The 26,859-nt window shown below is 38.7% G+C and carries 27 protein-coding genes; 19 read left to right on the top strand and 8 right to left on the bottom strand.

The features are described from left to right. The first annotated feature begins 31 nt into the window (after nucleotides 1–31). From PARC_RS09795 to PARC_RS09785, 3 genes are all read left to right on the top strand, one after another. Entirely contained in the window at nucleotides 32–283 is a 252-nt protein-coding gene (locus tag PARC_RS09795; protein WP_010555065.1) for a hypothetical protein, read from the top strand. Nucleotides 284–368: 85 nt separating this feature from the next. Then, the gene (locus PARC_RS09790) at nucleotides 369–998 is read left to right on the top strand and encodes a hypothetical protein (RefSeq protein ID WP_148664654.1); all 630 of its coding nucleotides are present in this window, start codon (nucleotides 369–371) and stop codon (nucleotides 996–998) included. Between the two features lie 96 nt (nucleotides 999–1,094). Continuing rightward, nucleotides 1,095–2,275 (top strand): IS3 family transposase gene (locus tag PARC_RS09785; protein WP_096058046.1). Its coding sequence is split into 2 segments (ribosomal slippage): nucleotides 1,095–1,353 and nucleotides 1,353–2,275, totalling 1,182 coding nucleotides; the frame shifts between segments, so codons are not numbered across the junction. A gap of 330 nt (nucleotides 2,276–2,605) precedes the next feature. On the opposite strand, the gene PARC_RS09780 is transcribed toward PARC_RS09785, so the two are convergent. Together PARC_RS09780 and PARC_RS09775 are read right to left on the bottom strand one after the other, a co-directional pair. Continuing rightward, nucleotides 2,606–3,229, bottom strand: coding sequence for a DUF2971 domain-containing protein (locus PARC_RS09780; RefSeq protein ID WP_010554458.1), 624 nt, complete (start codon nucleotides 3,227–3,229; stop codon nucleotides 2,606–2,608). Next, nucleotides 3,226–3,735 (bottom strand): hypothetical protein, encoded by a 510-nt coding sequence (locus PARC_RS09775; RefSeq protein WP_010554459.1) that lies wholly within the window; start codon nucleotides 3,733–3,735, stop codon nucleotides 3,226–3,228. The genes PARC_RS09780 and PARC_RS09775 overlap by 4 nt, the downstream gene beginning before the upstream one ends. A 184-nt stretch (nucleotides 3,736–3,919) precedes the next feature. On the opposite strand from PARC_RS09775, the gene PARC_RS09770 reads away from it, so the two are divergent. Beyond that, a complete protein-coding gene (locus tag PARC_RS09770; RefSeq protein WP_010554460.1) occupies nucleotides 3,920–4,327 on the top strand; it encodes a LexA family protein in 408 nt (135 codons plus the stop codon). Between the two features lie 6 nt (nucleotides 4,328–4,333). Here the strand turns inward: PARC_RS09770 and PARC_RS09765 are convergent, their stop codons facing one another. Beyond that, nucleotides 4,334–4,828, bottom strand: coding sequence for a hypothetical protein (locus PARC_RS09765; protein ID WP_010554461.1), 495 nt, complete (start codon nucleotides 4,826–4,828; stop codon nucleotides 4,334–4,336). Nucleotides 4,829–5,689: 861 nt separating this feature from the next. After that, nucleotides 5,690–6,106, bottom strand: coding sequence for an MgtC/SapB family protein (locus PARC_RS09755; RefSeq protein WP_024590122.1), 417 nt, complete (start codon nucleotides 6,104–6,106; stop codon nucleotides 5,690–5,692). 213 nt (nucleotides 6,107–6,319) lie between these two features. On the opposite strand from PARC_RS09755, the gene PARC_RS21775 reads away from it, so the two are divergent. The 3 genes from PARC_RS21775 to PARC_RS09745 all read left to right on the top strand — a co-directional run bounded on the left by PARC_RS21775 (nucleotide 6,320) and on the right by PARC_RS09745 (nucleotide 8,262). After that, a complete protein-coding gene (locus tag PARC_RS21775) occupies nucleotides 6,320–6,814 on the top strand; it encodes a BCCT family transporter (protein WP_238142540.1) in 495 nt (164 codons plus the stop codon). Next, nucleotides 6,766–7,851 (top strand): BCCT family transporter, encoded by a 1,086-nt coding sequence (locus PARC_RS09750; protein WP_238142538.1) that lies wholly within the window; start codon nucleotides 6,766–6,768, stop codon nucleotides 7,849–7,851. The genes PARC_RS21775 and PARC_RS09750 overlap by 49 nt, the downstream gene beginning before the upstream one ends. A 72-nt stretch (nucleotides 7,852–7,923) precedes the next feature. Beyond that, nucleotides 7,924–8,262, top strand: coding sequence for a hypothetical protein (locus tag PARC_RS09745; protein ID WP_010554463.1), 339 nt, complete (start codon nucleotides 7,924–7,926; stop codon nucleotides 8,260–8,262). On the opposite strand, the gene fghA is transcribed toward PARC_RS09745, so the two are convergent. Both fghA and PARC_RS09735 read right to left on the bottom strand, forming a co-directional pair. After that, on the bottom strand, nucleotides 8,216–9,058 hold the full coding sequence (fghA, locus tag PARC_RS09740; protein ID WP_010554464.1) for an S-formylglutathione hydrolase: 843 nt from the start codon (nucleotides 9,056–9,058) through the stop codon (nucleotides 8,216–8,218). The genes PARC_RS09745 and fghA overlap by 47 nt on opposite strands. A 72-nt stretch (nucleotides 9,059–9,130) precedes the next feature. Further along, nucleotides 9,131–10,252, bottom strand: coding sequence for an S-(hydroxymethyl)glutathione dehydrogenase/class III alcohol dehydrogenase (locus tag PARC_RS09735; protein WP_007375333.1), 1,122 nt, complete (start codon nucleotides 10,250–10,252; stop codon nucleotides 9,131–9,133). A 134-nt stretch (nucleotides 10,253–10,386) separates the two neighbouring features. Between PARC_RS09735 and PARC_RS09730 the strand changes: the two genes are divergently transcribed. The 7 genes from PARC_RS09730 to hflX all read left to right on the top strand — a co-directional run bounded on the left by PARC_RS09730 (nucleotide 10,387) and on the right by hflX (nucleotide 18,414). Further along, nucleotides 10,387–11,259, top strand: a complete 873-nt coding sequence (locus tag PARC_RS09730) for a LysR family transcriptional regulator (protein WP_193435292.1) — start codon at nucleotides 10,387–10,389, stop codon at nucleotides 11,257–11,259. A 147-nt stretch (nucleotides 11,260–11,406) separates the two neighbouring features. Next, nucleotides 11,407–12,624, top strand: a complete 1,218-nt coding sequence (locus PARC_RS09725; RefSeq protein ID WP_033012910.1) for a lipoprotein-releasing ABC transporter permease subunit — start codon at nucleotides 11,407–11,409, stop codon at nucleotides 12,622–12,624. Continuing rightward, nucleotides 12,617–13,315: a lipoprotein-releasing ABC transporter ATP-binding protein LolD gene (gene lolD, locus PARC_RS09720; protein ID WP_007375330.1), complete on the top strand. Its 699-nt coding sequence runs from the start codon at nucleotides 12,617–12,619 to the stop codon at nucleotides 13,313–13,315. Before PARC_RS09725 ends, lolD begins: the two co-directional genes overlap by 8 nt. Further along, nucleotides 13,305–14,549, top strand: coding sequence for a lipoprotein-releasing ABC transporter permease subunit (locus PARC_RS09715; protein ID WP_010554467.1), 1,245 nt, complete (start codon nucleotides 13,305–13,307; stop codon nucleotides 14,547–14,549). The genes lolD and PARC_RS09715 overlap by 11 nt, the downstream gene beginning before the upstream one ends. A 117-nt stretch (nucleotides 14,550–14,666) precedes the next feature. Next, nucleotides 14,667–15,140 (top strand): YehS family protein, encoded by a 474-nt coding sequence (locus PARC_RS09710; RefSeq protein ID WP_002960721.1) that lies wholly within the window; start codon nucleotides 14,667–14,669, stop codon nucleotides 15,138–15,140. A 373-nt stretch (nucleotides 15,141–15,513) separates the two neighbouring features. Next, nucleotides 15,514–16,866, top strand: a complete 1,353-nt coding sequence (gdhA, locus tag PARC_RS09705; RefSeq protein WP_007582676.1) for an NADP-specific glutamate dehydrogenase — start codon at nucleotides 15,514–15,516, stop codon at nucleotides 16,864–16,866. A gap of 198 nt (nucleotides 16,867–17,064) precedes the next feature. After that, nucleotides 17,065–18,414, top strand: a complete 1,350-nt coding sequence (gene hflX / locus PARC_RS09700) for a GTPase HflX (RefSeq protein ID WP_010554468.1) — start codon at nucleotides 17,065–17,067, stop codon at nucleotides 18,412–18,414. A gap of 100 nt (nucleotides 18,415–18,514) precedes the next feature. On the opposite strand, the gene PARC_RS09695 is transcribed toward hflX, so the two are convergent. After that, on the bottom strand, nucleotides 18,515–20,248 hold the full coding sequence (locus PARC_RS09695; protein WP_010554469.1) for an AMP-binding protein: 1,734 nt from the start codon (nucleotides 20,246–20,248) through the stop codon (nucleotides 18,515–18,517). Between the two features lie 185 nt (nucleotides 20,249–20,433). Further along, nucleotides 20,434–20,880, bottom strand: a complete 447-nt coding sequence (locus PARC_RS09690; RefSeq protein ID WP_007582681.1) for a DUF3010 family protein — start codon at nucleotides 20,878–20,880, stop codon at nucleotides 20,434–20,436. Between the two features lie 355 nt (nucleotides 20,881–21,235). On the opposite strand from PARC_RS09690, the gene thrS reads away from it, so the two are divergent. The 5 genes from thrS (at nucleotide 21,236) to PARC_RS09665 (ending at nucleotide 26,859) form a co-directional block, all read left to right on the top strand. Next, entirely contained in the window at nucleotides 21,236–23,146 is a 1,911-nt protein-coding gene (gene thrS / locus PARC_RS09685; RefSeq protein WP_007582683.1) for a threonine--tRNA ligase, read from the top strand. A 59-nt stretch (nucleotides 23,147–23,205) separates the two neighbouring features. Further along, nucleotides 23,206–23,766: a translation initiation factor IF-3 gene (gene infC, locus PARC_RS09680; RefSeq protein ID WP_002960714.1), complete on the top strand. Its 561-nt coding sequence runs from the start codon at nucleotides 23,206–23,208 to the stop codon at nucleotides 23,764–23,766. Between the two features lie 212 nt (nucleotides 23,767–23,978). Then, nucleotides 23,979–24,179: a 50S ribosomal protein L35 gene (gene rpmI / locus PARC_RS09675; RefSeq protein ID WP_002960713.1), complete on the top strand. Its 201-nt coding sequence runs from the start codon at nucleotides 23,979–23,981 to the stop codon at nucleotides 24,177–24,179. Between the two features lie 15 nt (nucleotides 24,180–24,194). Beyond that, nucleotides 24,195–24,554 (top strand): 50S ribosomal protein L20, encoded by a 360-nt coding sequence (gene rplT, locus PARC_RS09670; protein ID WP_002960711.1) that lies wholly within the window; start codon nucleotides 24,195–24,197, stop codon nucleotides 24,552–24,554. Between the two features lie 487 nt (nucleotides 24,555–25,041). After that, entirely contained in the window at nucleotides 25,042–26,859 is a 1,818-nt protein-coding gene (locus PARC_RS09665) for a M14 family metallopeptidase (protein WP_007582684.1), read from the top strand.

Genomic DNA, 26,859 nt, shown 5'->3' with positions numbered 1-26,859 from the left:
ACCAAATTATTAATTATACAGAGGAAGTATTATGACTTTTATTGTGACCGAAATGGATTTGAATGAGGGGGAAATATCTTCCCATAGTTTTGAAAATCCTCATCAAAGAGATTATGTAATTTGTTCTAACAACATATGTTCAAGACCTCATAAGTTTATTTTGCAAGATGGTAAAAACATTAATGATGGCGATACCTTTATCTGTAATGGGAATGAGAAAAAGGGTAATAGTGGTCAGTTCCCAGATCGATGTGATAGGTTTTTCATTGTTACCAAAAAATGAGTTAGTAATTATTTTTGACCAACAAGCTGTTAGCGTTTAGGGGATTGTGTTGAAGGTAGTATGCCACTTAGCTAATTTGAACCTCGTGGGCTCTAAATTTTCTACCGATGCTGATGGGGAGCTAGTAAGAAATATTATGCCACTGTCCGTGAATGGATTTGATTTAGAACTAATACAAGATAAATCATTAATTAGTTGCCCTCCAAGCAAACTCATCGGCAAGTTCGTTCACTCAACATCAATAATTGCTCAAGATGCCCCTGATAACTCTTTAGATGAACTAATCGAAACAATCCACAAAATCACAGTCATGCTTTCCTTAGCTACAGACTCCCAAGTAAGATTTTATAAATGTACAGATGCGACGGGAATGGCTTTACGGGAATGGAGTGTAAACGGCGTATACTATTATTTTAGACCGCCATTATGTACTATAAATACACAGTGTATCGTTCAGCTAATTGAGAAAAGTTATGCTACTTTTGAACGAGTTGAAAAATCATATAAGTTAAGAGCTGCGGTTGAACTTTTTGTTACTTCTGGGGCTTTAAATTTACCATTTGAGTTAAAGCTGGCTGCAATTTTCGTATTACTAGAAAATTTAAAATCTAGTTATGCTGAGAATAACGGGTATATTTTTCAAAATGGCTTTTATGAAAAAAATGGGACTAGGGGTACATTCAAAAAGCTCCTGCAGAAATGTTCCTCTCTGTAGGAATAAGACCTAATTTATCTGTAGTGGTACAGTGATTTTGGCCACCCATTAAGAAAGAAATGTTATGCTATTTGCATACAAATTTGGGTGAAAAAAATGACAAAATTAAACCGTGCAACGTACTCCGCTGCAATCAAATTAGAAACGGCTCAACTTGTAGTTGACCAAGGTTATACACAAGAAGAAGCAGCCAAAGCGATGGGTGTTGGTAAATCAACCGTAAGTAAATGGGTTGCTCAATTAAAGCAAGAACGTAATGGCCAGTCACCATTGGCTTCACCAATGACACCCGAACAAATTGAAATCCGTGAACTTAAAAAGCAAATCCAACGCATTGAATTAGAAAAGGATATATTAAAAAAGGCTACCGCTCTCTTGATGTCCGACTCCCTGAACAATTCTCGTTAATTGAGAAATTAAATCAACGAGAGCGTTACCCAATTAGTGTGCTATGTAGTGTATTTAATGTGCATCGTAGCAGCTATAAATACTGGGCTATACGGGATACGACACCGACACCAGAGCAAGTAAGGTTAGAGGCTGAAGTTAAAGCCATACATACAATGAGTGGGGGCTCAGCAGGTGCGAGGACAATCGCGGCAATCGCAACGAATAACGATTTTGAATTAAGCCGTTATCGTGCTGCTAAGCTAATGATTAAATTAAAGCTAGAAAGCTGCCAAGTACCTCAACATTCATATAAACGCGGCGGTAATGAACATCTTGAAATCCCAAACCTGCTTGATAGGCAGTTCGATGTTGTTGAACCGAATACCGTGTGGTGCGGTGATGTTACATATATTTGGATAGGCAATCGCTGGGCTTATTTAGCGGTCGTTATTGATTTATTTGCGCGTAAAGTTGTGGGTTGGGCAATGTCATTGTCGCCGGATTCTAACTTAACGCTAAAAGCGCTTGAGTTAGCCTACGAAAGCAGAGGCAGACCAAGTGGGTTGATGTTTCACTCAGACCAAGGAAGCCATTATACGAGCTTGAAGTACCGCCAACGTTTATGGCGCTATAAAATCACACAAAGCATGAGTCGACGCGGAAATTGTTGGGATAATGCGCCAATGGAGCGATTTTTTAGAAGCTTTAAAACAGAATGGATGCCAAAGGTTGGATATGGGAATTTTATAGACGCTAAATATAGTGTGAGTGATTATATCAACGGATATTACAACAACGTTAGACCGCATCATTATAATGCTGGTTTAGCGCCAAATGAATCTGAGATTAGATACAAAGACTCTAAAACTGTGGCCAAATTTTATTGACCACTACAATCTAAGGTGGTAAACCTGAGAAACGAGATAATCCACTCTGGTTTGAGTAGACTTGGTTTTGAAGAGCAGTTTAATATATTTTCTATTTGCAAAGAGCTTGCGGGTGAGTACCTCTTAAGGCTGTTAGGTTATCAGGGTGTTATTTATCTTTACACTACCAGTGGCACAGAAACTAAAACTCTAAAAAGCTATTGATGTTGCAACTGTTTTTTAATTTATGGTGCATTCGACGCTAGATTATCCTCGATAATAAGGGCGCACCCGCCTATTACGATAGTAATAGGCTTATAGGTCGACGCGATTAGTTTTTGACTTGAATAATTATAATTTCATGTCAGAGGTAGTTACTTTTTTTGCACTAATTTTACTCAGAGAAGTTGTAAATGTACGTTGCTCCCCCAAAATTGAGTTAATTAGGTCGTGGAACCATGGTTCCGAGTGGGGGGACACCACTACTTCCATAATTAGGTGTTCCAAATCTAAGGGTACTTTATACCCTGGTCTATATTTATTAATATTTTTTTTGATTTCTTTCGAATCCATAGAGTAGGGGGCTTTGTCATCTATTACATCATTCGAGTAGCCACTGTCCCACAAGCACAGACGAAATTCATTTTCAAACGAATATGGTAAAGTCTTACAAAATATAGGGGTTAGAATATTTCCAGACACTTTTGGCACCCCAGTTTTATAATCTAAATACTCTACGAGCCCCCCAATAATCGTATAATTCTTATTTTCACCTAGCGCATTTTTTAACCGACCAACCGTAGATTTAATCGCGATCCCATTATGATGATTGCAATAAAGTTTCCACATATGATAAGACTCATTGGGGCTCACATTCCAACATGTAATATATGAGTTATATACGGTATTTTCGTGCAAAGACTTTTGAAGTTCAATGTTTTTTTCTATCACATCCTCATGGGGTATTTGTGTCATGCCATCTTCTTTAGCCCCCCAAATTGATATTTATTATTTCCGACAAATTGTGGGGCGTAATTTGTCTTCATAATATCATTCCTCATCATTTCCCATTGAGCCTTTGGTATTTTCCCTTCAAAAGGGTCGACGCCCCAATTGTAATCTAACCTAGCAAACCATAGAGAGTGATTGGAAATGAGTGAAATAAACTTGCTAAGGTCTATATACTTCCAAATGACAGTATCATCAGGTAACGACTTATTATTAAATGGGCGGAAAACACTTTCAAAAATTTCCACATTCCTTTCTGTTATTTCAACACCGGTTTCAGAAGCCCAATTGATAATAAACTCATATGCTTCATTATCGTCATAAAACGTATTAAAGTTGGTTGTTTCATCACCTTTTTTTATTAAAACGTTTATGTGGCGTCTTACTCCACTAAAGCCCCGTTCACATGTCACAAGCACAACTTTTTCGAGAGTATTATCGTTTTTTAGTTGTTTTAGTTTATCTATGTTCAATCGCAGCTTCTCCATTCTGTTTAGTGTATGTTTTAGATTTAAGCTAAATTATTATAAATCACCTGATTGTAGTATAAGCTAAGCTCATTCTACATGTAATATAAGCTTACAACTTAACTGTACGTATATACAGTGTTGTTCTATAATAATGCCAATACTCTTATTGAATCATTGGAATTATTATATGCTTGTTCAGAACGTCGAGATGGGCCCCAACGTTAGAGGGCTCGAAAACAGTATTGATGAATCCTTAGTTAAAAACTCTACGTTCATGGGCATTGCCAGTGGGCGAAGCATGGAGGGCATGGGGATATTTGATGGTGACATCTTGATAATTGATAGAGCGCAGGACGTTAAGAACTACGACATAATTGTCGCGTGCCTTAATGGACTGTTTGTTTGTAAAATAGCTGATTTGAAGAACAACCAACTATTGTCATCGTGCCCAGAGTACAAACCCGTAAAGCTTACGTCATTCGATGAGTATTGCGTAGAGGGCGTTGTAACGCAGTCTATTAGGATGCACAGGCCGAACGCTAGGCTGGGGGTAGTGAGGCTCTATAAGCGGAGAGTTACCCGTCCCCGCAGTTAAGGGCTTTTAGTTCTGATACAGACTTTCTTTTTTTGATACTAGGCAGAGTGAGTCATTTTGGGGTGTAAGATACACATTTACGCTCTTAGAGTCATTCTGAAGTAAAAGTGTATTTTGGTTTAATTGGCCTGCGTACTTTAAATTAGTAAAGGTTTCTTCACGAGCAACCGTGCAAGATTTTGTCAAAACGAATGTTTCAACGTAAAACGTGTCACATTTCCCACTCGATGTCTGTGCAGCAGCTACGATCACATGAGAATCGCCATCACTGTAATCCTTTACACTTAATGATGAATAAGTGCTGTTATCAGGGTCTTCTTGATTCCAAAAAGAATGCGTAGAGTGTACCTTGTCGTTAATTATAAATTCTGAAGAAATCTTTAATTGCGGTAAACATGTATGAAATCCATTTTTCTTTGCCAGATTTACTATTGAGTTTTCGCTTTTTGCCTGTGCTGATACGAATGTCAGCATAGCCAAACAGATAAAAACCTTTTTCATAACTACTACTCCTTGATCATATAATATTCTGATACCTGCCACTTAGCGGGTAGATAGTCCTATATTGCTGGTTTTACATTTTAAACTAATACTTAAGTTATTTCTAATGACATTTATAATTATGTTTTAACTATTACTTTGTGATGTTATTATGAGCATAATAAAAGGCTTTATTACTAGTAAGCTTAATATCTTCGTTCAATTAGATAAAATGGATTCGTGGTTTTGAAAAATGATTTTCAGTTATTGAATAGTTTAATTGAGGAAGTACACTCTAAGACTTCTGAATACAGTGCACCATTAGATTTTTTAATGATTCCCGACTTTATTAGTTGCCATTCTAACTTTAAGACGTTTCAATGTATAAAGTCCGCAAGTGGCTTAATTGAGAAGTATTCTAATGAAAAAGATTTGTTTACTAGTATTGAGTGGGATTGTTTTATCAGGAAAAATACGGTTTTCAATACTTGGAGAGATATGCGATTAAAGGCTACTGTTATATATGTGAAATACAAATTGCCACTTCATCCTTGTATCCCCACCTTGATATAACTTATATCAACGCATAATACACGCCCTTGCTAAAGTATTTATTTTTTACTTGTTGGCTATCTGAGAGTAGTTTTTCTAATAAATCCGTTGTTGCTTTACCATCTATAAACATATTGCTTTGAGCGAATGGGGTCAAATCTTGACTTCATACATTAAGAATCTTCAATTTTATTGACCACTACAAATGTCAGCTCATGGCACACTGCCGCCATTCCTTATAGCCCTGTTCATTAGGAATATCGTTATTTAATATTAAGCTTAATTACCGTACAGGTTTATTCGCTAATCTGAACGTTAACTATATTGAATTTACTTGAATTTTTTTACATACCTCAGCGTTATAAAATTAATAATGGCAAGTAAAATTGCTATTTCGTAGCGGCTGTAGGCTACAGCTATACCAATTAAGCCCATATTCCAAATACTTGCAGCGGTTGCTGTGCCGGAGGTTGATTTGTTATTTTTCAAAATTGCGCCACCGCCAATAAAACCAATGCCAGTAATGATGCCTTGCAACATTTTTGATTGAGCTTCTGCGCCATCTAAAACCGACATAGCAATTAATGCATACCCACACGATGCAACAGCAACAAGAGGAAAGGTACGAAGGCCTGCGCCATCATTACTACGCTCTCTGTCGTAAGCCATGGGTAGTGCAAGTAGGTATGCAATACCTAAGTGTATTAAGTTATCGATGATTTCATTCCACTGTAAATCAATTTCCATTATTGAACCTGTGCTGGTTAACTTTGTTAATAATAAGCAAACAGTAAGCCATGGCATAAATGACTATTAATCAATGAGTTATTGTTAATACCTGTATTTAACAAGAATTATTGAGGAAACTTTTACATGTTTTTATTACTATTTTACGCAATAGTTAATTTGATCTGAGTTTTAAAGCCCCGTATTCTTTTATCCAGACTAAAAGACACCTATGTGAATCTCTTGCCTTTAAATAAAGCATTAAGCACACCCACTAAGCTTGAAAAAACAGCCTTACTATTTTGCGTTGGGTTATCTGTTATTGCTTTTTTATTTCCTGAATTACTCACAGAGCACTTACAACCCGCTATTAATAAAATTTTAGGTTATTTAGGGTCGCCATTTTTTATATTGGTAAACTTGTTACTTTTTTCTGTGATAGCTATTGCTATAAGCCCATTAGGGCAACGAAAAATAGGAGGAGCGCAAGCACTTGTTGAGTTTAGTACCTTTGGTTGGCTTTCTATGTTGTTTGCAGCAGGAATGGGCTCAGGACTTATATTTTGGGGAGTAGCAGAGCCTGCACTACACACGGTTAACTCGCCTTTAAAGCAAAGCTTGTATCCCAACCACCAAACAAGTGGTTTGGCGCTTACCTTAGTTAATTGGGGCGCGCATGCATGGGCGCGCATGCATGGGCGCTCTATGCAGTATTTGGCTTGGTATTAGGTGGGCTTACTCGCAATAGTGGTAAAGCGGGCGATATTAGTGCTCCTGTGATCAGTGCAACTAAAGGCGTTATTAATCGGGCTTGGCAGTTACAGCTGAGCTTTAGCATTAAATTAATTGCCATACTTGCAATATTTTTTGGTGTCGTGGGCACAATTGCTAATTCAACTTTATTACTGCGTAAGGGGCTCGAGCTTGAGCTAGGGGTTGAATCGGCTTTATTTTCGGGGTTTATTATAATTTGTTTAATTGCGCTGCTTTATACTATCTCTGCAAAGTTGGGGCTTAAAAAAGGAATTCAAACTCTTAGTAAATTTAATGTGTTTTTAGCATTTGCACTTATAGCATGGCTATTAATTTTTGTGCCTATAGAGCCAATTATAGACATAGCAATAGGCGGTACATGGGGTTACATTCAGCTCATAACCACAGGAACATGGCAGTTTGAAAGCGTACTTAATGACCCAGCATGGGCAACAGGTTGGACATACAATTACTATTTTTGGTGGTTAGCTTGGGGCCCGTTTGTTGGTGTGTTTTTGGCAAAAATTAGCCAAGGACGGCCGGTTTGGCAATACATTTTAGGTGTCGTATTTGTACCAACCTTTGTGACTATTATATGGTTTAGTGTGTTTTCGGGCTCTGCAATTGCGTGGGATCAAACTCACAATGCAGGCATTTTAGAGGCTATTAAAGCCGATTATACGCAAGGGCTGTTTGTATTTTTCGAGCAATTAGGCTGGCAAGGCGGTCTATTAATTTGGTCAAGTTTATTGCTTCTACTCATTTTTGTAGCCACATCAGCAGACTCTGCTGTTTTGGTTATTCGCCAATTAAGTGGTGCAAGTGAAGCTCAAACATGGAGCTTGTATGCTTGGTCGTTTGCACTAGGTTTATGCGCTTTTGTTTTGTTAGTACAAAACAATGAACCATTAAACAGAAGCGTTGCTATTATTGGAGCGCTTCCTTTTTTAATTATATTTATATTGCAATTAATTGGTTTTATTAAAGAGTTCATACGTGAATTTAATCACTAAGGCTTACATTTTTTTACAATGCTATTTTTAAAATTGTATATAATTTAGGTAATTATATTGGTGGGGTTAATAATGCGTACTTTATTGATTATTCTATTTTCAAATGTATTAATTGGTTGCGCTGCTGCGGGTATAATTTTAGATGGGGCAGCGCGCTCTCAACCTGGCCCAGTAAATGCGGGGCCTGTTGTAAAAGATAAAGAGGGCTTTAGCTTTACTAAACTCGGTGTTGAAGCCGATATGGCTATAGTTGAATTTATTAAAGGTAAGGGCAATAACAATACGGTACAAGTATGCAGGCAAGTGAGTAAAGTATTGAAAGAGTGTGTAGAGTTAGAAAAGTCATCCCTACACACTAATGAGCCTATGCAGTTAAAAACTGATGATGAAATAATAAGTGTTGGTCAATAAAGCTGCTTATAAAAAAGTAGCTATGATCGTAGCCTGCTTGCATTTCAAGTGTAAGCGGGTAGCCTTTTTTATCAGCAATAGCGACTAGGTTTTCAGGCTTAAGTTGCTCTTGTAAAAAGCCATCAGCATCACCTTGACTCACTAACATGGGTAAGTAATGAGCTTGCTCTGCGTTTTTCATCAACTCGCAGCTATCATATTGTGCCCAAAGCGCTTTATCATTTCCTAAATAACCAGTAAATGCTTTTACACCCCAAGGGGATTCAATCGGATTTACAATAGGGCTAAAAGCCGAGGCACTTACAAACGCAGTCGGGTTTTTAAGTGCAGCCATTAATGCACCGTGTCCGCCCATAGAGTGACCACTAATTGCTTTTGTGCTTGTTATTGGAAAATGTTGTTCAATCAATGCTGGTAATTCACTAACAACATAATCGTACATATTAAAATGAGTGTTGTAAGGAGCTTGCGTGGCATTTACGTAAAAGCCTGCGCCTTGTGCAAAGTCGTAGCTGTCTTCATTAGGTACGTTCTCGCCACGCGGGCTAGTGTCTGGCGCTACAATAGCAATACCCAGCTCTGCTGCTTTTTTAAATGCACCGGCTTTTTGCATAAAATTTTCGTCTGTACAGGTTAAACCCGATAACCAATAAAGTACCGGTACTTTGTTTGTCTCACTTGCGCCAGGTGGTAAAAATACGGCAAAGCGCATAGTGCTATGTGTACTTTGCGAGCTGTGAGTATATTGTTTATGCCAACCGCCAGACACTTTTACACTTGAGATATTTTCTAACATACTTAATCCTTAAAAGCCGTAAACTTAAAAGTATTACGGCTTATTAATAAGCTATTTTACGAATGCAGTTTATTAGTAATGAATGACTGTACGAATACTTTTGCCTTCGTGCATTAAATCAAACGCTTCATTAATATCTTCAAGGCCCATTGTATGAGTAATAAAGTCGCTAAGAGCAAATTCACCTGCCATGTAACGCTCAACAATTTCAGGAAGTTGTGAACGGCCTTTAACGCCACCAAATGCACTACCACGCCATACACGCCCAGTTACCAGTTGAAATGGACGGGTTGATATTTCTTGGCCTGCACCCGCCACACCAATAATTACCGACTCACCCCAACCTTTATGGCAACACTCAAGTGCTGAGCGCATAACGTCAACATTACCGATACATTCAAACGAGTAGTCAACGCCGCCGTCTGTCATTTCAACAATAACTTCTTGAATTGGCTTGTCGAAATCTTTTGGATTAATTAAATCAGTTGCACCTAGTTTTGTAGCTAAATCGAATTTAGTGGTGTTTATATCAACACCAATAATACGACCCGCACCAGCCATCTTTGCGCCAATAATCGCAGATAAACCAATACCGCCTAAGCCAAATATAGCAACAGTGTCGCCAGGCTTTACTTTAGCTGTGTTGGTAACTGCGCCCATGCCTGTTGTTACACCACAGCCTAGTAAGCAAATCTCCTCTAGTGATGCTTCTTTATTTACTTTAGCGAGTGAAATTTCTGGCAATACAGTGTACTCAGAGAACGTTGATGTACCCATGTAGTGATAAATTGGTTGGCCATCTTTAAAAAAGCGTGTAGTGCCGTCTGGCATTAGGCCTTTACCTTGTGTTTCGCGCACGGCTGAACACAGGTTAGTTTTACCTGAAGTACACATTTTACATACGCCACATTCTGCAGTGTATAAAGGAATAACATGATCCCCAACTTCAACACTCGTTACGCCTTCGCCAACTGCATAGACAACACCAGCGCCTTCGTGACCTAAAATAGCAGGAAATATGCCCTCAGGATCTTGGCCTGATAATGTAAATGCATCGGTATGACACACACCTGTAGCGGTAATTTTTACCATTACTTCGCCTTTTTTAGGCATCATCACATCAACTTCTTCAACACTAAGTGGTTGATTAGGACCCCAAGCAATGGCAGCTTTTGATTTAATAAATTCAGACATGTGTTTTATTTCCTTTAACTGGCTATTAAAAAATAATTGTAGACCCAATTTGCTTGGGTGATGTGCTTATTGTATTTGTTTCTCAAATAATGATAATCTCAATTTTATTAAAACACTTTTACAGTATGGTAATAATGGCGCGTTGGAATGGAATAGATGAGTTTATAGCTGTAGGGGAGGAGGGCAGCTTTACTGCGGCTGCAAAAACGCTTGGGCTTTCGGTTGCGCATATTAGCCGCCATGTAACAGCGCTTGAGCAACGTTTAAATACACAACTATTAACTCGTACAACCCGTAAAGTGGTTTTAACCAAAGAAGGCGAAGTGTATTTACATCAAATAAAGCACTTACAACACGCTATGGATGAAGCAACTCAAGGCCTTGCTCAGCAACAAAGCACACCTAAAGGTAAAATAAAGCTCACAGCACCAGTTATGTACGGAGAGAGCTTTATTATGCCTATAGTGCATAATTTTATGAAGGATCATCCCGAGGTAGAAGTTGTTGCAACACTAAGTAACGAGCAAGAAAACTTATTAGAGGGCGGATTTGATTTAGCCATAAGGCTAGGGCACTTAAAAGATTCGAGCTTAAAAGCGCGTAGGTTAAGTGCGCGGCGTTTTATTATGTGCGCGGCACCACAGTATTTAACGCGATTTGGTGAGCCGCATACTTTAGGCGAGCTAAACAGCCATGAATGTTTAATTGGGAATAGTAGCTACTGGCGCGTAAACGAAAATGGGCGCGATAAACACATTAAAATAGCGGGGCGGCTACAGTGTAATAGTGGTTGGGCGCTGGTGGATGGCGCAAAAAAGGGGCTCGGTATTGTACAGCTCCCAGACTACTACATTGAAAACGAAATTAACTCAGGGCTATTGGTGCCTATTTTAACACCCTATCAACCACAGCAAGAAGGGGTATGGGGCGTATATCCACCAAGGCAGTTTGTGGCCACTAATGTACGGGTATTGCTCGATTATTTAGTTAAAGGGCTGAAAACTTAACCGCGAATTAATGGTTAAACACGTATTGCTGTAAATATAGCCAAGTATCAGATTTTTAAATTATTTCTTACATTTTACGCCATACCCAAAGGCACTTTTTTCGTGCTACTATTGCTCAATACTTTTACGATAAGTGTTAAAAATAATATGTTTCAACCGGTTAGCTTATTTATAGGGCTTAGATATAGTCGCTCCTCTAAAGGAAATGCGTTTATATCGTTTATTTCGTTTTTTTCTATTGCCGGTATCGCTATTGGTTTAATGGCATTATTTACGGTAAGCAGCGTAATGAACGGGTTTGAAAATAGCCTAAAAACCAATATGCTTGGACTTATTCCGCATGTTGAAGTTAGCGCAGGTAAACACACTGCCACCCAAATGAACACCCTACAAACCGACCTCGAACAATCTCCTTATGTTGATCATGTAAGCTTATATCGCCACGGCGAAGCTATTTTGCAAACAAATAAAGACTTGCACGGCGTTTTACTACAAGGCCTTTATAACGATAGTGGTTCTTTGTATAAAATTACCGATAAAATAGTGCAAGGCGATTGGAAAACTGTATTAAACAAAAATTACAACATTGCTATAAGCCGTTATTTGAGTCGTAAATTAGGCGTTAGCGTGGGTGATAAGCTTCGCGTTATCATGCCTAATGCTTCAACGTATACACCACTTGGGCGAGTACCCAGCCAGCGTTTATTTAAAGTTGCCGCAATATACGAAACCGGATCTGAGATAGATATGGCACTTGCGTTTACGAGTGGCGCTTCACTACAACGGGTATTAAAGCTGGATAAAAACACTGCCCCAAATTTAAGTGTTTCATTGCACGAACCTTTCGAACTAGATGAGTTTATTGAAGCAAGCCAGCGTATTTTACAAGATCATAATTATAGTGATTGGCGCAGTACCCAAGGTACTCTATTTGCAGCCGTTGCTATGGAAAAGCGCATTATGTCTATGTTGCTTGCCCTCATTGTATTGGTGGCTGTATTTAATATTGTATCGGCATTAACCATGATGGTAAGCGAAAAACAAGGTGAAGTGGCCATACTACAAACGTTAGGTTTAACACCTTCGCAAGTGCAAAAAGTGTTTATGGTGCAAGGCCTATATAACGGCGTAATTGGTACCGCAATAGGCGCATTTTTAGGTGTAATATTTAGTTTATATATAAATGAGCTACTTGCATTAGTGGGCTTAAACTTACTGGCGGGTATAGAGCTTCCGGTAAAATTTGATATTTTGAGTTTAGTAATAATAGCGTTTGCCAGTATTGCTATGAGCTTTTTAGCTACCTTATATCCTGCGCGTAAAGCCGGAAAAGTAAAACCAGCAGAGGTATTACGTTATGAATGATTTAGTAATTAGTTGTGAAAATTTAAGTAAGGTTTATCAAGATGGCAGCAACCAAGTTGAAGTATTAAAAGGCGTTGATTTAGCGCTTCAGCAAGGTGAAATGCTCGCTATTGTGGGGAGTTCTGGCTCTGGTAAAAGTACGCTTTTACACATACTTGGCACATTAGATACCGCAAGCTCAGGTAGCGCTAAAATTAAAAACCAAGAAGTTGCAAAACTTTCGCGAACAGAGCAGGCCGCATTTAGAAACCAAAATTTGGGCTTCATCTATCAATTTCATCACTTATTAATGGAGTTTAGCGCAGTTGAAAACGTGGCTATGCCATTATTAATTAAAGGCTTGAGTGCAAAAGAAGCCAAAGCTCAAGCGCTCGATATGCTCGAAAAAGTAGGCCTTGCACATCGCAGCTCGCATAAACCGTCTGCGCTTTCTGGTGGAGAGCGCCAACGCGTGGCTATTGCCCGCGCGCTGGTTACTAAACCTGCGCTTGTGCTTGCTGATGAACCAACCGGTAATTTAGATAAACAAAATGCGATTAAAATTTACGATTTAATAAATGAGCTTAACCAAAGCTTAAACACCAGTTTTGTGGTAGTTACACACGATTTAGAACTTGCCGATAAGCTAGGCAAAATAGCTTATTTAGACGATGGAAAACTAGCTATTAAAGAGTCGCAGCATGTTGCTTAGTGCATTTTTAAGTAAACGTTTTAGAGCCTATTCAGGCCACAAAGATGAAAAAAACGGCTTTGTTAGTTTTATCGCTAAAGCGTCGACTATTGGTATTTTATTAGGTGTCGCGGTTTTAATTGTGGCGCTGTCGGTAATTAATGGTTTTGAGCAGCAACTAGTACATAGATTGCTAAGTGTTGTGCCGCAGGTTGAATATGTAGCACCAAGTAGACCCATCGCGAATTGGTCGCAAAAAGTTGAGGATTTACAAACACAACCGCATGTAACAGGGGCTGCGCCATTTATTGCAGTGAATGGGATGGCGCAATATAAAAGCCAGCTAAAAGCGATAGAAATTCGAGGTGTTGAGCCATCGCTCGAGAGTAATGTATCGGCGGTAAACCAGTTTACCAGTGGTAAATTAGTGAGTCAGTTAGGCCTTGACGATGTAATTTTAGGTAAGCAAATAGTAAAACAGTTAGATGCAAAAGTAGGCGACAACATTACGTTACTTATTCCGCAAATAGGCCAAAAAGGTCAGTCATTATTAGCGCCTAAACGCGTAACACTTAACCTTGCAGGTGTTATAGAAATGGGAGGCCCCATTGATAGTACAGCTGCATTTATACATCTTAATAAAGCGCAGCAAACATTGGGTTACGATGAAACTCAAGTAACAGGGCTGCGGTTAAGTGTTGATGATGTGTTTTCGGCGCACCAAATAGCGCTAAAAGTGGGCCAAACTATTGACGACTACGTGTATATTTCTAGTTGGTTCAGAACCCAAGGCAGCCTTTATCAAGATATTCAAATGGTACGTACCATTGTTTATATTGTGGTGTTTTTAATTATAGCGGTAGCCAGTTTTAATATTGTGTCCTCTTTAGTGATGGAAGTACGCGAAAAACAAGGCAATATCGCAATTTTAAAAACCATGGGCGCGAAAGACAGTACTATTTTAGCCACCTTTGTAATGCAGGGCTTAATGCAAGCATTTGTAGGCGTGGCACTAGGAACACTAATTGGCGTGGTATTAGCGCTTAATATAAGTGAGCTTTTTACGTGGATAAGCCAATTCTTTGGAGCCAATCCACTTGAGGGCGTTTATTTTATAGAGTTTTTACCAAGTAAATTAGTACTCGAAGACATTGGTATTACAGTGATTGTTACGTTTGTGCTTGCGATACTTGCCACTATTTATCCTGCATGGCAAGCAACGCGCGTAGATCCTGCCAAGGTGCTTGGTAACTAGGTATAAGAAGCTCAGATAAAAATTAATAGGGTGGTATTAGTAAACCTGTTAAACTAGGTGCTTATTTAAAATTAAGCAATAACTGCTTGGTTGCTATACCTCACTTTGGGATTTACTTTGACTAATAACGATATTTTACGCCGCATTCGCTACACTTTTAACTTAACTGATACTGCTATGGTCAATGTTTTTGCATCAGCAGAGCATACGGTCACCAAAGAGCAAGTAATTGCATGGTTAACTAAAGAAGGTGAAGAGGCTTTTACCCCAATAAGTGATACTGAGTTTGCTAGCTTTTTAAATGGGTTTATTAATACCCAACGTGGCAAACGCGAAGGTGAGCAACCAGAGCCTGAGAAAAAGCTAAACAACAATATTATTTTTATGAAGCTACGTATTGCTTTAAATATGAAAGCAGAAGATGTTATAGCAACACTTGCACTTGTTGATTTTGATCTAAGTAAACATGAGTTAAGCGCGTTTTCTCGAAAAGTAGATAACAAACATTACCGTGTTTGTAACGATCAAATATTACGTTTGTTTTTAACTGGCGTACAAAAGCAGCACCGTCCAGAAGAGTCTGCTGAGTAACTGGTTTTAGCTAATTAGTTTTTAGTTAGTGGGTTTTTTGCGAGCGCAATGCAGTATAAAACCCATTAATTGTTATATTTTTAAACAAACTCACACCTAACCTAATACTTCTAAAATTCCCCTTTGAAAATATAAAAACTCACTTGGCACTGTTTTAATTTTAAATCTGTGAATTTAAATTCATCTTTAATAAATAAAAATCAAACTTCCAATCAAAAATAATTCACGTAGCTCGCGTTAAATATCTCAATTTTTCATGCTAAGGTAATAGTTAATTATATTAAATTAAGACTTTAAAGCATGAATCATAAACTTGATCACGTTTACTTTAACATCTGATAAATACTTTTATTATTAACACGGAAGAATAATTATGAATTATATCCATAGCACAATCGCACAATTAAAAAATAGTAGTCCTGCACAATGCGAGTTTTATCAAGCCGTTGAAGAAGTACTTGAATCACTCGAACCTATCTTAGAAAACTCAGAAAAATACAAAAAAAATGCCATTATACAACGCTTAGTTGAGCCCGAACGCCAAATTATGTTTAGAGTTCCCTGGGTTGATGACGAAGGCAATATTCAGGTAAATAAAGGCTACAGAATTGAGTTTAACTCTGCACTTGGCCCCTATAAAGGTGGCTTACGTTTTCACCCAAGTGTAAATGCCAGCATAATTAAATTTTTAGGGTTTGAGCAAATATTTAAAAATGCTTTAACAGGTTTACCGATCGGTGGTGGTAAAGGCGGGGCAAACTTTGATCCAAAAGGGCGCTCAGATGCTGAAATAATGCGTTTTTGCCAATCATTTATGAGCGAGCTCTATCGCCATATTGGCCCTACAACCGACGTACCCGCTGGAGACATTGGAGTAGGGGCAAGAGAAATAGGTTACTTGTTTGGTCAATATAAGCGTTTGACTGGGCGCTATGAAGGTGTTTTAACAGGTAAAAGCTTATTGTGGGGTGGATCGCTTGTACGAAAAGAAGCCACTGGATACGGCGCTGTTTATTTTGCTGACTACATGCTGCAAGCGCGCGGCGATAGCCTACAAGGTAAGCGCTGCTTGGTCTCGGGCGCAGGTAATGTGGCTATTTATGCTATGGAAAAGCTTTATCAAATGGGGGCAACACCAGTAAGTTGCAGCGACTCTCGTGGCACTGTGTATCATGAATCGGGTATAGATTTAAATCTTATTAAATGTTTGAAAGAGCAATCGCGTGATTGCTTGAGCGTATATAAACAAACTCACCCCGATGCTATTTATATTTCTGTAAATGACTACCCTAAAGATGGGCACGCTGTTTGGCGCTTTAATGCCGACGCTGCTTTTCCATGCGCCACACAAAATGAATTAACACAGGCAGACGCTAACGCATTATTATCCGGCGGTTGTTTATTAGTAAGTGAAGGCGCAAACATGCCTTCAACAAAAGAGGCTATTGATTGCTTTATTGCTGCAAAAATTGCGTATGGACCAGGTAAAGCGGCCAATGCCGGCGGCGTTGCAACAAGCCAATTAGAAATGGCGCAAAATGCGAGCATGCAAAGTTGGACCTTTGAAGAAGTTGACGAAAAGCTAAAACAAATTATGAAAAATATATTTGTTACCGCTAACGACACCGCTACAGAATTTGGTGAGCCTGGAAACCTTTTATTAGGCGCTAACATTGCAGGCTTTAGGCGCGTTGCAGATGCAATGATTGAGCAGGGTGTCGTTTAATATTAAAGCTGAACAATAAGGCTTTAATATAATGTGATTTTAAAACTAGCCATAAAATTGAGTATATTATGGTTAGTTTTAAATATTAACGCCATTAGTGAACTATAACCCTATAAAGCTGGGCTATAACAGCGTAGGATCAAGTTACTTTCGAATGAAAATTAGGTTTGCACTTTAGGTGCATTAAGACAAAAAATTATGCAACTAACTGCAAAACCATCACTTCCTAATGCGTTACTTATTTCTATTAGTACACCACAATTTAAAGGTGACGAAGCAACAGAATCGCTTGCAGAGCTTGCTCGTTTGGTAACTACGTTAGGCTTTAAAGTAGTAGGTACACAATCGCAAAAGCAAAGTTCTACCCAAAAAGTTAATGTACTGGGCTCAGGAAAACTAGCTGAAATAGCACACCTTACCGGCAATAAAGGGATGGTTGAAAACGAGCAAGAAGATGATTTACTTGATGAAGACCCTTTAACCGAAATATCCTCAGAAATTCCATCAGACGAACTTGATTTTGCATGTGCCGATGTAGTGGTATTTGACTGCGATTTAACGCCTTCTCAACTACGTAATGTTGAGAACCAGCTTGGTGTAGAAGTATTTGATCGCACCGGTATTATCATTGAAATATTTAGCCGTCATGCGCGTACTAAAACTGCAAAATTACAAGTTGAAATTGCTCGCCTTAATTATGTCGCGCCACGACTGCGTGAAACATCAACAGGTGATAAAGAACGCCAAATGGGTAAAGGTGCGGGTGAAACCACACTTGAGCTTAATCGCCGTAAGGTGCGCGATCAGTTAGCAGAATTAAAGCGCGAACTTGTTAGTGTTCAAGATGTAATGATGGACAGACGTACGCAGCGCTCTGAGCTATTCTCAGTGGCTTTAATTGGTTATACCAATGCGGGCAAGTCATCAATGATGCGCGCAATTACAGGTAGTGATGTAGAAGGCGAAAATAAACTCTTTGCAACGCTAGATACCACTGTTCGCGCGCTGTATCCGATTACCCAGCCTCGTATATTGGTTTCAGATACGGTTGGTTTTATTAAAAAATTACCTCATGATTTGGTTGCTTCATTTCATTCAACGCTCGCTGAGGCACATGATGCATCGTTATTGTTGTATGTTGTAGATGCTTCAGATCCTTCTTTTCGCTCACAACTTGAAGTAGTACATAAAGTGCTGGCAGAAGTTGGGGTAGAAGGTAGCAAAAAATTATTAGTACTGAATAAGTCAGACCAATTAAGTACTGATCAACAGCAGTCGCTAATGGATGAGTTTCCTGATGCGATGATGACCTCTACGCGTAATCCAGATGATATTAGTAAATTGCACAAATATATTATTGGCATTGCTCATGAGGACATGATTGAAGAAGAGATTGTTATACCGTACACAGCCAAAGGTATCGTGGGCGAAATCCGATCGAGTATGAGTGTTGTTAAAGAAGAATATGAATACAGCCATATTAAATTAACAGTGCGCTCGAGTGCGATTGATTTAGAACGTTTAAAAAAGAGAATGTTAGATTTATAATAAATTTAGTATACAAAAAGCACAGCCAATTGGCTGTGCTTTTTAATCGTTACTTGAGGTAGATTTATTATTCAGAGTTCAGATTTTTTGTAGAGAAAAATTAGGAGAAGGCTTTGTCGCTTAGCTCTTCTTGCATTTGCTCACGCATTTTAAATTTTTGCAGTTTACCTGTTACTGTCATTGGATAGTTTTCTACAAAACGGATATGTCGTGGCATTTTAAAATAGGCTAGTTTGTCTTTTAAAAACTCACGAATTGCTTGCTCATCAAGCACAGCGTCTTCTTTTGGTTGGATCCAAGCGCACACTTCCTCGCCATACCTTTCATCTGTTATACCAAATATGGCAGCATCTTGAATGCCCGGGTAGGTGTAAAGCACTTCTTCTATTTCGCGCGGGTAAATGTTTTCGCCGCCACGAATAATCATATCTTTAATACGGCCAACAATAGTGACAAACCCTTCTGTATCCATGACACCTAAATCGCCAGAGTGTAGCCAACCACTTTCATCTATTGTGGCTTTTGTTTTAGCATCGTCATTCCAATAGCAGCGCATTATACCTGCACCTTTACTACACACTTCGCCAGGTTGACCAATTTGTTGAATGTTACCCAACTCGTCAATAATTTTAACCTCGGTATGGGCAAGTGCGCGGCCAACCGTCGTTACTTGCCGCTCTATTGAAGAGTCTGTTTCGGTAATGTTGTTTATGGGGCTGCACTCAGTTTGCCCGTAAGCAATCAGTACTTGATGCATGTTCATTTGTGTTTGTACTTTGCGCATTACTTGCTCTGGGCATGTAGAGCCAGCCATTACACCCGTGCGTAAAGTACTTAAGTCATAATCGTTAAAATTACTTAGCTCAAGCTCACTAATAAACATAGTAGGTACACCGTGCAGCGCTGTACATCCTTCTTGTTGAACTACATCTAGTGTGGTTTTTGCATCGAACGAATCACCTGGGTAAATGGCTGCTGCACCTTTACTAACACACAATAAGCTACCCAATACCATTGCAAAGCAATGATATAACGGGATAGGGATGCATAACTTGTCATCGCTCGTAAAGTGCATAGATTCGGCGACGAATAGCGCATTATTTAAAATATTTTTATGAGTGAGCGTTGCGCCTTTTGGGTTGCCTGTTGTGCCAGATGTAAATTGTATATTGATGTCTTGCTCAGCATTTAAGTTTGCACCTATTGCTTTTAATTCAAGCTCATGTGCCGATGTTGGCAAGTTAATAACATCATTAAAAGAGTACATACCAGGAGATGCTTCATCGCCAATGCGGATTATATTTTTAAGAGTGGGCAGTGCTTTTAAATTAAGTGTGTCTTTATTGCAAGTTGCAAGTTCTGGAGCCAAACCATTGAGCATTTCTAAATAATCACTGCCTTTAAAGTTTGATGCTGTGATTAGAGTAGAGCATTCAACACTATTTAAGGCGTATTGTAATTCGTTAGGGCGATATGCAGGGTTAATACACACCATTATTGCGCCAATTTTGGCTGTTGCAAATTGGGTTAAGCACCATTCAATATTATTAGGAGACCAAATACCAACGCGCTCTCCTGGTTTTACACCAAGGGCCAGTAAGCCCATAGCAAGTTGATTAACTTCTTTTTGAAATTCTTTATACGTTAAGCGAATACCCTGGTGATGAACTACAACAGCTAACGCCTCTGGGTTTTTGTCGACAATAAAGTCAAAGTACTCCCCGATAGTCGAATTTGTTAAAGGTGTGCTTTGTATACCTTTAAAGTAGCTTTGCGATAACGGTAAGTGATTTATTTTTTCTACTTCTTTTACCGCAATAGTGTGTGTGTGCATTGCTCTCTCCATGAAAATGTGTGTGAGTTATGTAAACTACAAAGTTAAAATAAACACATATTGTCGACAAAGAGAAGTGCAGTTAGACTAATGTATTATTAGATTAATAAAAGCTAATACTACTTTTTAGACACAAAAAAACGCGTCTTACACTGTAAGTACGCGTTTTTAAACGAGTAATGAGTTTACATTTCGTCGCTGCGGTATGTTTTTTTCATTATGTAAACGTAAGCGTTTACAAATGCATTTTCTTGGTACTTTTTAAGACCTGTTTCTTCAAAATCAATAGGAATAGGATTACGCTTTACCTGTTCTTTAATTTCAGTTGTGGTAAATAAACGTACGTCTAAATTGTCGATTAATTGAATCGCAGTTTCCATTTTGAATCCCTTTGCGCTGCCAGCAAATTTACCTTTAGGCTGACGCTCACGGATTGCAACAGAATCAATTTGGTAATCTTGCATTAGTTTTGCAAAATCGAATTGAAATTTACGCATTACTTCAGTGTCGTTACCGTTACCTAAGGTAAAGCGTGTTTGGCGCACATCGCGAATATCAAATACGTCATTATCTTTACTTAAAATACAAAGTAGTACATCACTACCGGTAATTTCTACACCACATGTTCTCATGTCTATTCTCTAAAATAACTTAATTACGCAGTATTATACGCAACACACATTAAAATGCGAGTGTAGGTATAGTTGTAGGTGCGTAATTAGTGCGTTGATGCTTTTATATTTTAATGAAATGATTTTTTTTGCTCTAAAAGTTACATTTTGTGCTCAAAACGGGTGGATTTCACCCCTTAAAACTTGTAATTAAATGCGCAGCACGCGACAATATATCTTTGTAGTTGAATAGACTCTGCATCTACATTTATTAGTCAATGCTTATTCGTAAAAGCGTTGTCGAGTCATTCTCATTTAATTTATTAAAAATACACGTGATACATTGTAGGTGTCACCACTGTAGCAAGGATTTATAATGCCAGTTATTACTCTTCCAGACGGAAGTCAACGTAGTTTTGAAAACCCTGTAAGCACGCTTGATGTTGCAAACGATATTGGCCCTGGTTTAGCTAAAGCGACCATTGCGGGTCGTGTTAATGGCGACCGTGTTGATGCATGTGATTTAATTAGTGAAGACTCTCGTCTTGAGATCATTACCGCTAAAGACGATGACGGCCTTGAAATCATTCGTCACTCTTGTGCTCACTTAATTGGTCATGCAGTTAAGCAACTTTTCCCAGACGCAAAAATGGCAATTGGTCCTACCATTGATAACGGTTTCTACTACGATATTGATATGGAACATTCATTATCACAAGATGATCTTGAAGCAATTGAAAAGCGTATGTTGCAACTTGCAAAAACCAACTACGACGTAGTGAAAAAAACAGTAAGCTGGCAAGAAGCACGCGATACATTTGAAGCGCGTGGCGAAACATACAAAATAGAAATTCTGGACGAAAACATCGCTAAAGATGACCGCCCAGGTTTATATCATCACGAAGAATATGTAGACATGTGTCGTGGACCTCACGTTCCTAACATGAAATTTTGCCAAAACTTCAAAATAATGAAAGTGGCGGGTGCATATTGGCGTGGTGATTCAGAAAACAAAATGCTACAACGCATTTACGGCACAGCGTGGGGCGATAAAAAGCAACTTAAAGCGTATTTAAAACGCCTTGAAGAAGCTGAAAAACGCGATCACCGCCGTATTGGTAAAGCGCTTGATTTATGGCATTGGCAAGAAGAAGCGCCAGGCATGGTATTTTGGCACAACGATGGTTGGAGCATTTACCGCGAGCTTGAAGAATTTGTACGTGAAAAGTTACGCGAATATGAGTACGAAGAAGTAAAAGGTCCAATGATGATGGACCGTTCACTTTGGGAAAAATCAGGTCACTGGGAAAAGTATTCAGAAGCAATGTTTACCACTGAGTCTGAAAAGCGTGAATACGCGATTAAACCAATGAACTGCCCAGGACATGTGCAGATCTTTAACCAGGGTTTAAAATCGTACCGTGATTTACCACTTCGTATGGCTGAATTTGGTTGTTGTCATCGTAATGAACCATCAGGTGCACTACACGGTTTAATGCGTGTACGTGGCTTTACACAAGATGATGCTCACATTTTCTGTACCGAAGAGCAGATAATGGACGAAGTTTCAGCGTGTATTAAGATGGTTTATGATACATATGAAACATTCGGATTTGAGAAGATTGTAGTTAAGCTATCTACTCGCCCAGAACAACGCATTGGTGAAGACCATATGTGGGATAAAGCAGAGCTTGCTTTAGCCGAAGCACTTAAGCTAAACGATATTGAATTTGATTATCTTCCGGGTGAAGGCGCGTTTTATGGTCCAAAGATTGAATTTACTTTATACGATTGTTTAGACAGAGCGTGGCAGTGTGGTACAGTGCAATTAGACTTTGCATTACCGGGTCGTTTAGGCGCTACTTATGTAGCAGAAAATAACGAACGTCGTACACCTGTAATGATACATCGTGCTATTTTAGGTTCTATTGAACGCTTTATTGGCATTTTAACTGAAGAGTACGCTGGTTTATTCCCGACGTGGCTTGCGCCAAAGCAAGTGGTAATTATGAATATTACCGATAAACAGGCTCCTTATGTTAAAGAAGTTGTACAAAAATTAAATAAACTTGGAATTAGAGCCGCTGCTGACTTGAGAAATGAGAAGATTGGCTTTAAAATCCGTGAGCATACACTGAAGCGTATTCCATACTTGCTTGTCGTTGGCGATAAAGAAGTTGAACAACAAGAAGTAGCAGTGCGTACTCGCACAGGTGAAGACCTAGGCAAATTTAATGTCGATGATTTTGTAGCTAAAATTAGCGAAGAAATTAAAAATCGACAGTAAAAATCGAGCGTGTAAGGCATTAACAAACAGCCAATTACACGCTTATATTATTGATATTCTTGGAGGAACGTACTATTAGAGGCGGCAAGAAAGGGCAACAAACAGCTCAAAAAAATCGTATTAACGAAGAAATTACAGCGCAAGAAGTTCGTTTAATTGACATTGAAGGCGAACAAGCTGGAATTCAGTCATTACAAGACGCGCAAACTATGGCCGATGCAGCGGGTGTTGATCTTGTTGAGATCAGTCCAAACGCTGAGCCGCCTGTTTGTAGAATCATGGATTACGGTAAGTTCATCTTTGAAAAAAGCAAAGAACTAAAAGAGCAGAAGAAGAAGCAAAAGCAAATCCAGATAAAAGAAATCAAATTCCGTCCTGGTACGGATGAAGGTGATTATCAGGTTAAGCTTCGCAACTTACGTAAGTTCTTAGAAGCTGGCGATAAAGCTAAGATTACTATCCGCTTCCGTGGTCGTGAAATGGCTCACCAAGAAATTGGTATAGAATTATTAAACCGTATCAAAGCCGATTTAGAAGAACTTGCAGTAGTTGAGTCTTTCCCAAATCGTGTTGAAGGTCGCCAAATGGTTATGATGATGGCGCCTGTTGCTAAAAAATAATTTTTAAGCGATAATACGCACCGAAATTAGCTCAGGTCTGCAAGTAATATGCGAATATTCACCTGAGTTAACCGGTATTAAAGTAAGATTGCGGCATTTATGCTGGGTCTTCACCGGAACATGGCAGTAAGTTAGGCCTAAAAGTGGAGCTATAGAAATATATCTCACGCCTGCTTACTAATTTAAAAGCAATACAATTTGGAGTTATTGCAATGGCTTATAAGCTAAAAAGTCACAGTGGCGCTGCTAAGCGTTTCAAAAAGACTGCTTCTGGCGGTTTCAAGCGTAAACAAGCGCATCTTCGTCATATTCTGACTAAGAAAACTTCTAAGCGTAAGTTACACCTACGTCCTAAGATGATGGTTCATAAAAATGACCATGGTCTAGTTTCACGTATGTTACCGTTCGCTTAATAGGGGTTTTTAGAAATGGCAAGAGTTAAACGCGGCGTTGTCGCACGTGCACGTCACAAAAAAGTTTTAAAACAAGCAAAAGGTTACTACGGAGCACGTTCACGTGTTTACCGCGTAGCTTTCCAGGCTGTTACTAAAGCGGGTCAATACGCTTACCGTGACCGTCGTGCGAAGAAACGTACTTTCCGTCAATTATGGATTGCACGTATCAATGCTGCTTCACGTCAAAATGGTCTGTCTTACAGCCGTTTTATCAATGGTCTTAAAAAGACATCTGTAGAAATCGATCGTAAGATCCTTGCAGATATCGCTGTTTATGACCAAGTTGCATTCGCAGCGCTTGTAGAAAAAGCAAAAGAAGGCCTAGCCGCTTAAGCTTTTTCATATAAGTATTAAAAAAGGAGCCTATGGCTCCTTTTTTTGTGCCTGTAATTTAATAACTTACACTTTTTTATAGCTGAGCTAAATCGGCTTTTTCAAATTAATACCCATCTGCTTATATTAGCTCTATTTATCGATAAAAAGATACGTGAGAGCAGGGCGAAATTCACTATTTAGTTGTTCTTGGCAATTGCTCCATCATTACTCACTCTCCTGGATCCATGCAGACGTATATCAGACATTTTTGGCGCTGTTAGCGTCAGATGTAATCCTTTAAATTGATTAAGTATTTTTACGAGTTGGTATAAATAGTAATGTAATGAATTACTGTACATTAATAACGTTATATAGCCTTAAAAGACAGGTGTGAATGAGTGACATGTAATTGGCTGCATTTTTTTGTTGAATCACCGCAGTTTCCTCATTATAAAAAATTTAGTTGATATAATTTATATAATTAAGGCGTTTGTTAGAGAATTTTATGTTTGCAAGTTTACTAGTTTTATCTGCAAGTGTGGCGTATGACGCACACTTACCTCCATTAATTGAGTGGCAGGGGAAAAGCGTAGAGCTTTTACAAAAACAAGGGCCGTTAACTACAGATTTTGAGCTTTCAGCAGGTGAAGCGTCGCCAGATTATGCAAATACAATGGCATTTGTTGATAGGTTAGTTGCTGCAAACCCTACTCAGTTTCAATCTCAAACCATTGGCTATAGTAATAGCAAGCGTGCAATAAAAATGTTGATTGCCAGTGAACAAGGTTTTTTTGAAGCAAGGCAAATGGCTAATAGCACTAAGCCAACTATTTTTATTCAGGCAGGAATACATTCTGGTGAAATAGACGGTAAAGATGCCATGTTTATGTTGCTTAGAGATATAGCGACGGGTAAGCGCCGTGACATTTTAAAAAAGGTAAACATATTATTTATTCCTATTTTAAATGTAGATGGACACGAACGTAGCAGTGCATTCAATCGCATCAATCAACGGGGCCCTACAAAAATGGGCTTTAGAACAAATGCTAATAACCTTAATTTAAATCGTGATTTTACTAAATTAGATACCCCAGAAGTTAGAAGTGTTCTAAAGGTTATTAACGACTACAACCCAAATTTATACATTGATGTACACGTAACCGACGGCGCAGATTACCAATACGATGTGACTTATGGCTACAATCCGGTATTTTCAAGCGAGTCGCCTGCGGTATCTGATGCACTAAACCAGTTTTTTAAACCTCTGATTGACGATACGCTAGCTAAGCAAGGGCACATGCCAGGGCCACTTGTTTTTGTTATGGACAAGCGCGACTTTAAAAAAGGATTAGCGGGATGGGTTGCTACGCCGCGCTTTTCAAATGGTTGGGGTGATTTAAAGTCATTACCGACTATTTTAGTTGAAAATCATTCATTGAAGCCTTACAAGCAACGTGTATTAGGAACTTACGTATTTTTAGATGGTGCTATTACTGCGCTATCAAAGCACAGTCATGAATTAGCTAATGCAGTAAAAAAAGAACAGGAATTTGTTCCTAAACAGTTAATAGTAAAGCGTGGCTATTCCAAGCAAGCTGATACGATTGCGCAGTTTAAAGGTATTGAGTATTCATCAAGCATGAATGCGCTCTCAGGCCAAAATGAAGTGAAGTATTTGGGTAAAGCACATACATATACCGACTTACCTATTTATTGGCAAAAAGATGTACAACATACAGTTGAAGTACCTAAAGCTTTTTTTATTCCGCCTGTATATCGCAATATTATTAAGAAACTAAAGTTACATGGTGTCTCTATTAATAAACTTGAAGGGGCAAACACACAGCCTTTAAAAGTAGCAAAGGTGGCAGACTACACGTTTGATAAAGCACCATTTGAAGGCCGTTTTAGAGTGTCAGCAAGTTTTGATTATGTCCCTGCTATAAATGTAGATTTAGATGGTTGGTATCAAGTCAATACTCAACAAAAAGCAGGTGAGCTTGCTGTGCATTTATTGCACCCTGAAGCACCAGATTCGTTTTTTGCATGGGGGGAATTTAATACTATTTTTCAGCGTACTGAGTACATGGAAAACTATGCACTAATTCCGTTTGCACGCCAAATGCTAAAGGACAATCCAAAGCTAGCGCTTAAGTTTGATGAAAAGCTTAAAGATAAATCGTTCGCAAGCGACGCTGATGCGAGATTAAACTGGTTATATGAGCAAAGTCCATTTTATGATCAAGCGTACTTAAAGTACCCAATATTGATGTCATTTGAAGAAGAAGTTGTTATCCCGGATCAAAAAAGTAAAGAAATCTAA

Origin of the sequence: Pseudoalteromonas arctica A 37-1-2, from assembly GCF_000238395.3 — a bacterium.
GTDB lineage: Bacteria > Pseudomonadota > Gammaproteobacteria > Enterobacterales > Alteromonadaceae > Pseudoalteromonas > Pseudoalteromonas arctica.
The sequence above is the reverse complement of the archived record's forward strand: the minus strand, read 5'-3'. Positions and strand labels throughout refer to the sequence as shown.

Bases quoted from the DNA above. Each gene is read 5' to 3' on its own strand.
- PARC_RS09795 (WP_010555065.1), top strand. From the start codon at position 32: ATGACTTTTATTGTGACCGAAATGGATTTGAATGAGGGGGAAATATCT.
- PARC_RS09780 (WP_010554458.1), bottom strand. From the start codon at position 3,229: ATGACACAAATACCCCATGAGGATGTGATAGAAAAAAACATTGAACTT.
- PARC_RS09770 (WP_010554460.1), top strand. From the start codon at position 3,920: ATGCTTGTTCAGAACGTCGAGATGGGCCCCAACGTTAGAGGGCTCGAA.
- PARC_RS09765 (WP_010554461.1), bottom strand. From the start codon at position 4,828: ATGAAAAAGGTTTTTATCTGTTTGGCTATGCTGACATTCGTATCAGCA.
- PARC_RS09755 (WP_024590122.1), bottom strand. From the start codon at position 6,106: ATGGAAATTGATTTACAGTGGAATGAAATCATCGATAACTTAATACAC.
- PARC_RS09750 (WP_238142538.1), top strand. From the start codon at position 6,766: ATGGGCGCGCATGCATGGGCGCTCTATGCAGTATTTGGCTTGGTATTA.
- PARC_RS09745 (WP_010554463.1), top strand. From the start codon at position 7,924: ATGCGTACTTTATTGATTATTCTATTTTCAAATGTATTAATTGGTTGC.
- fghA (WP_010554464.1), bottom strand. From the start codon at position 9,058: ATGTTAGAAAATATCTCAAGTGTAAAAGTGTCTGGCGGTTGGCATAAA.
- PARC_RS09735 (WP_007375333.1), bottom strand. From the start codon at position 10,252: ATGTCTGAATTTATTAAATCAAAAGCTGCCATTGCTTGGGGTCCTAAT.
- PARC_RS09730 (WP_193435292.1), top strand. From the start codon at position 10,387: ATGGCGCGTTGGAATGGAATAGATGAGTTTATAGCTGTAGGGGAGGAG.
- PARC_RS09725 (WP_033012910.1), top strand. From the start codon at position 11,407: ATGTTTCAACCGGTTAGCTTATTTATAGGGCTTAGATATAGTCGCTCC.
- lolD (WP_007375330.1), top strand. From the start codon at position 12,617: ATGAATGATTTAGTAATTAGTTGTGAAAATTTAAGTAAGGTTTATCAA.
- PARC_RS09715 (WP_010554467.1), top strand. From the start codon at position 13,305: ATGTTGCTTAGTGCATTTTTAAGTAAACGTTTTAGAGCCTATTCAGGC.
- gdhA (WP_007582676.1), top strand. From the start codon at position 15,514: ATGAATTATATCCATAGCACAATCGCACAATTAAAAAATAGTAGTCCT.
- hflX (WP_010554468.1), top strand. From the start codon at position 17,065: ATGCAACTAACTGCAAAACCATCACTTCCTAATGCGTTACTTATTTCT.
- PARC_RS09695 (WP_010554469.1), bottom strand. From the start codon at position 20,248: ATGCACACACACACTATTGCGGTAAAAGAAGTAGAAAAAATAAATCAC.
- PARC_RS09690 (WP_007582681.1), bottom strand. From the start codon at position 20,880: ATGAGAACATGTGGTGTAGAAATTACCGGTAGTGATGTACTACTTTGT.
- thrS (WP_007582683.1), top strand. From the start codon at position 21,236: ATGCCAGTTATTACTCTTCCAGACGGAAGTCAACGTAGTTTTGAAAAC.
- rpmI (WP_002960713.1), top strand. From the start codon at position 23,979: ATGGCTTATAAGCTAAAAAGTCACAGTGGCGCTGCTAAGCGTTTCAAA.
- rplT (WP_002960711.1), top strand. From the start codon at position 24,195: ATGGCAAGAGTTAAACGCGGCGTTGTCGCACGTGCACGTCACAAAAAA.
- PARC_RS09665 (WP_007582684.1), top strand. From the start codon at position 25,042: ATGTTTGCAAGTTTACTAGTTTTATCTGCAAGTGTGGCGTATGACGCA.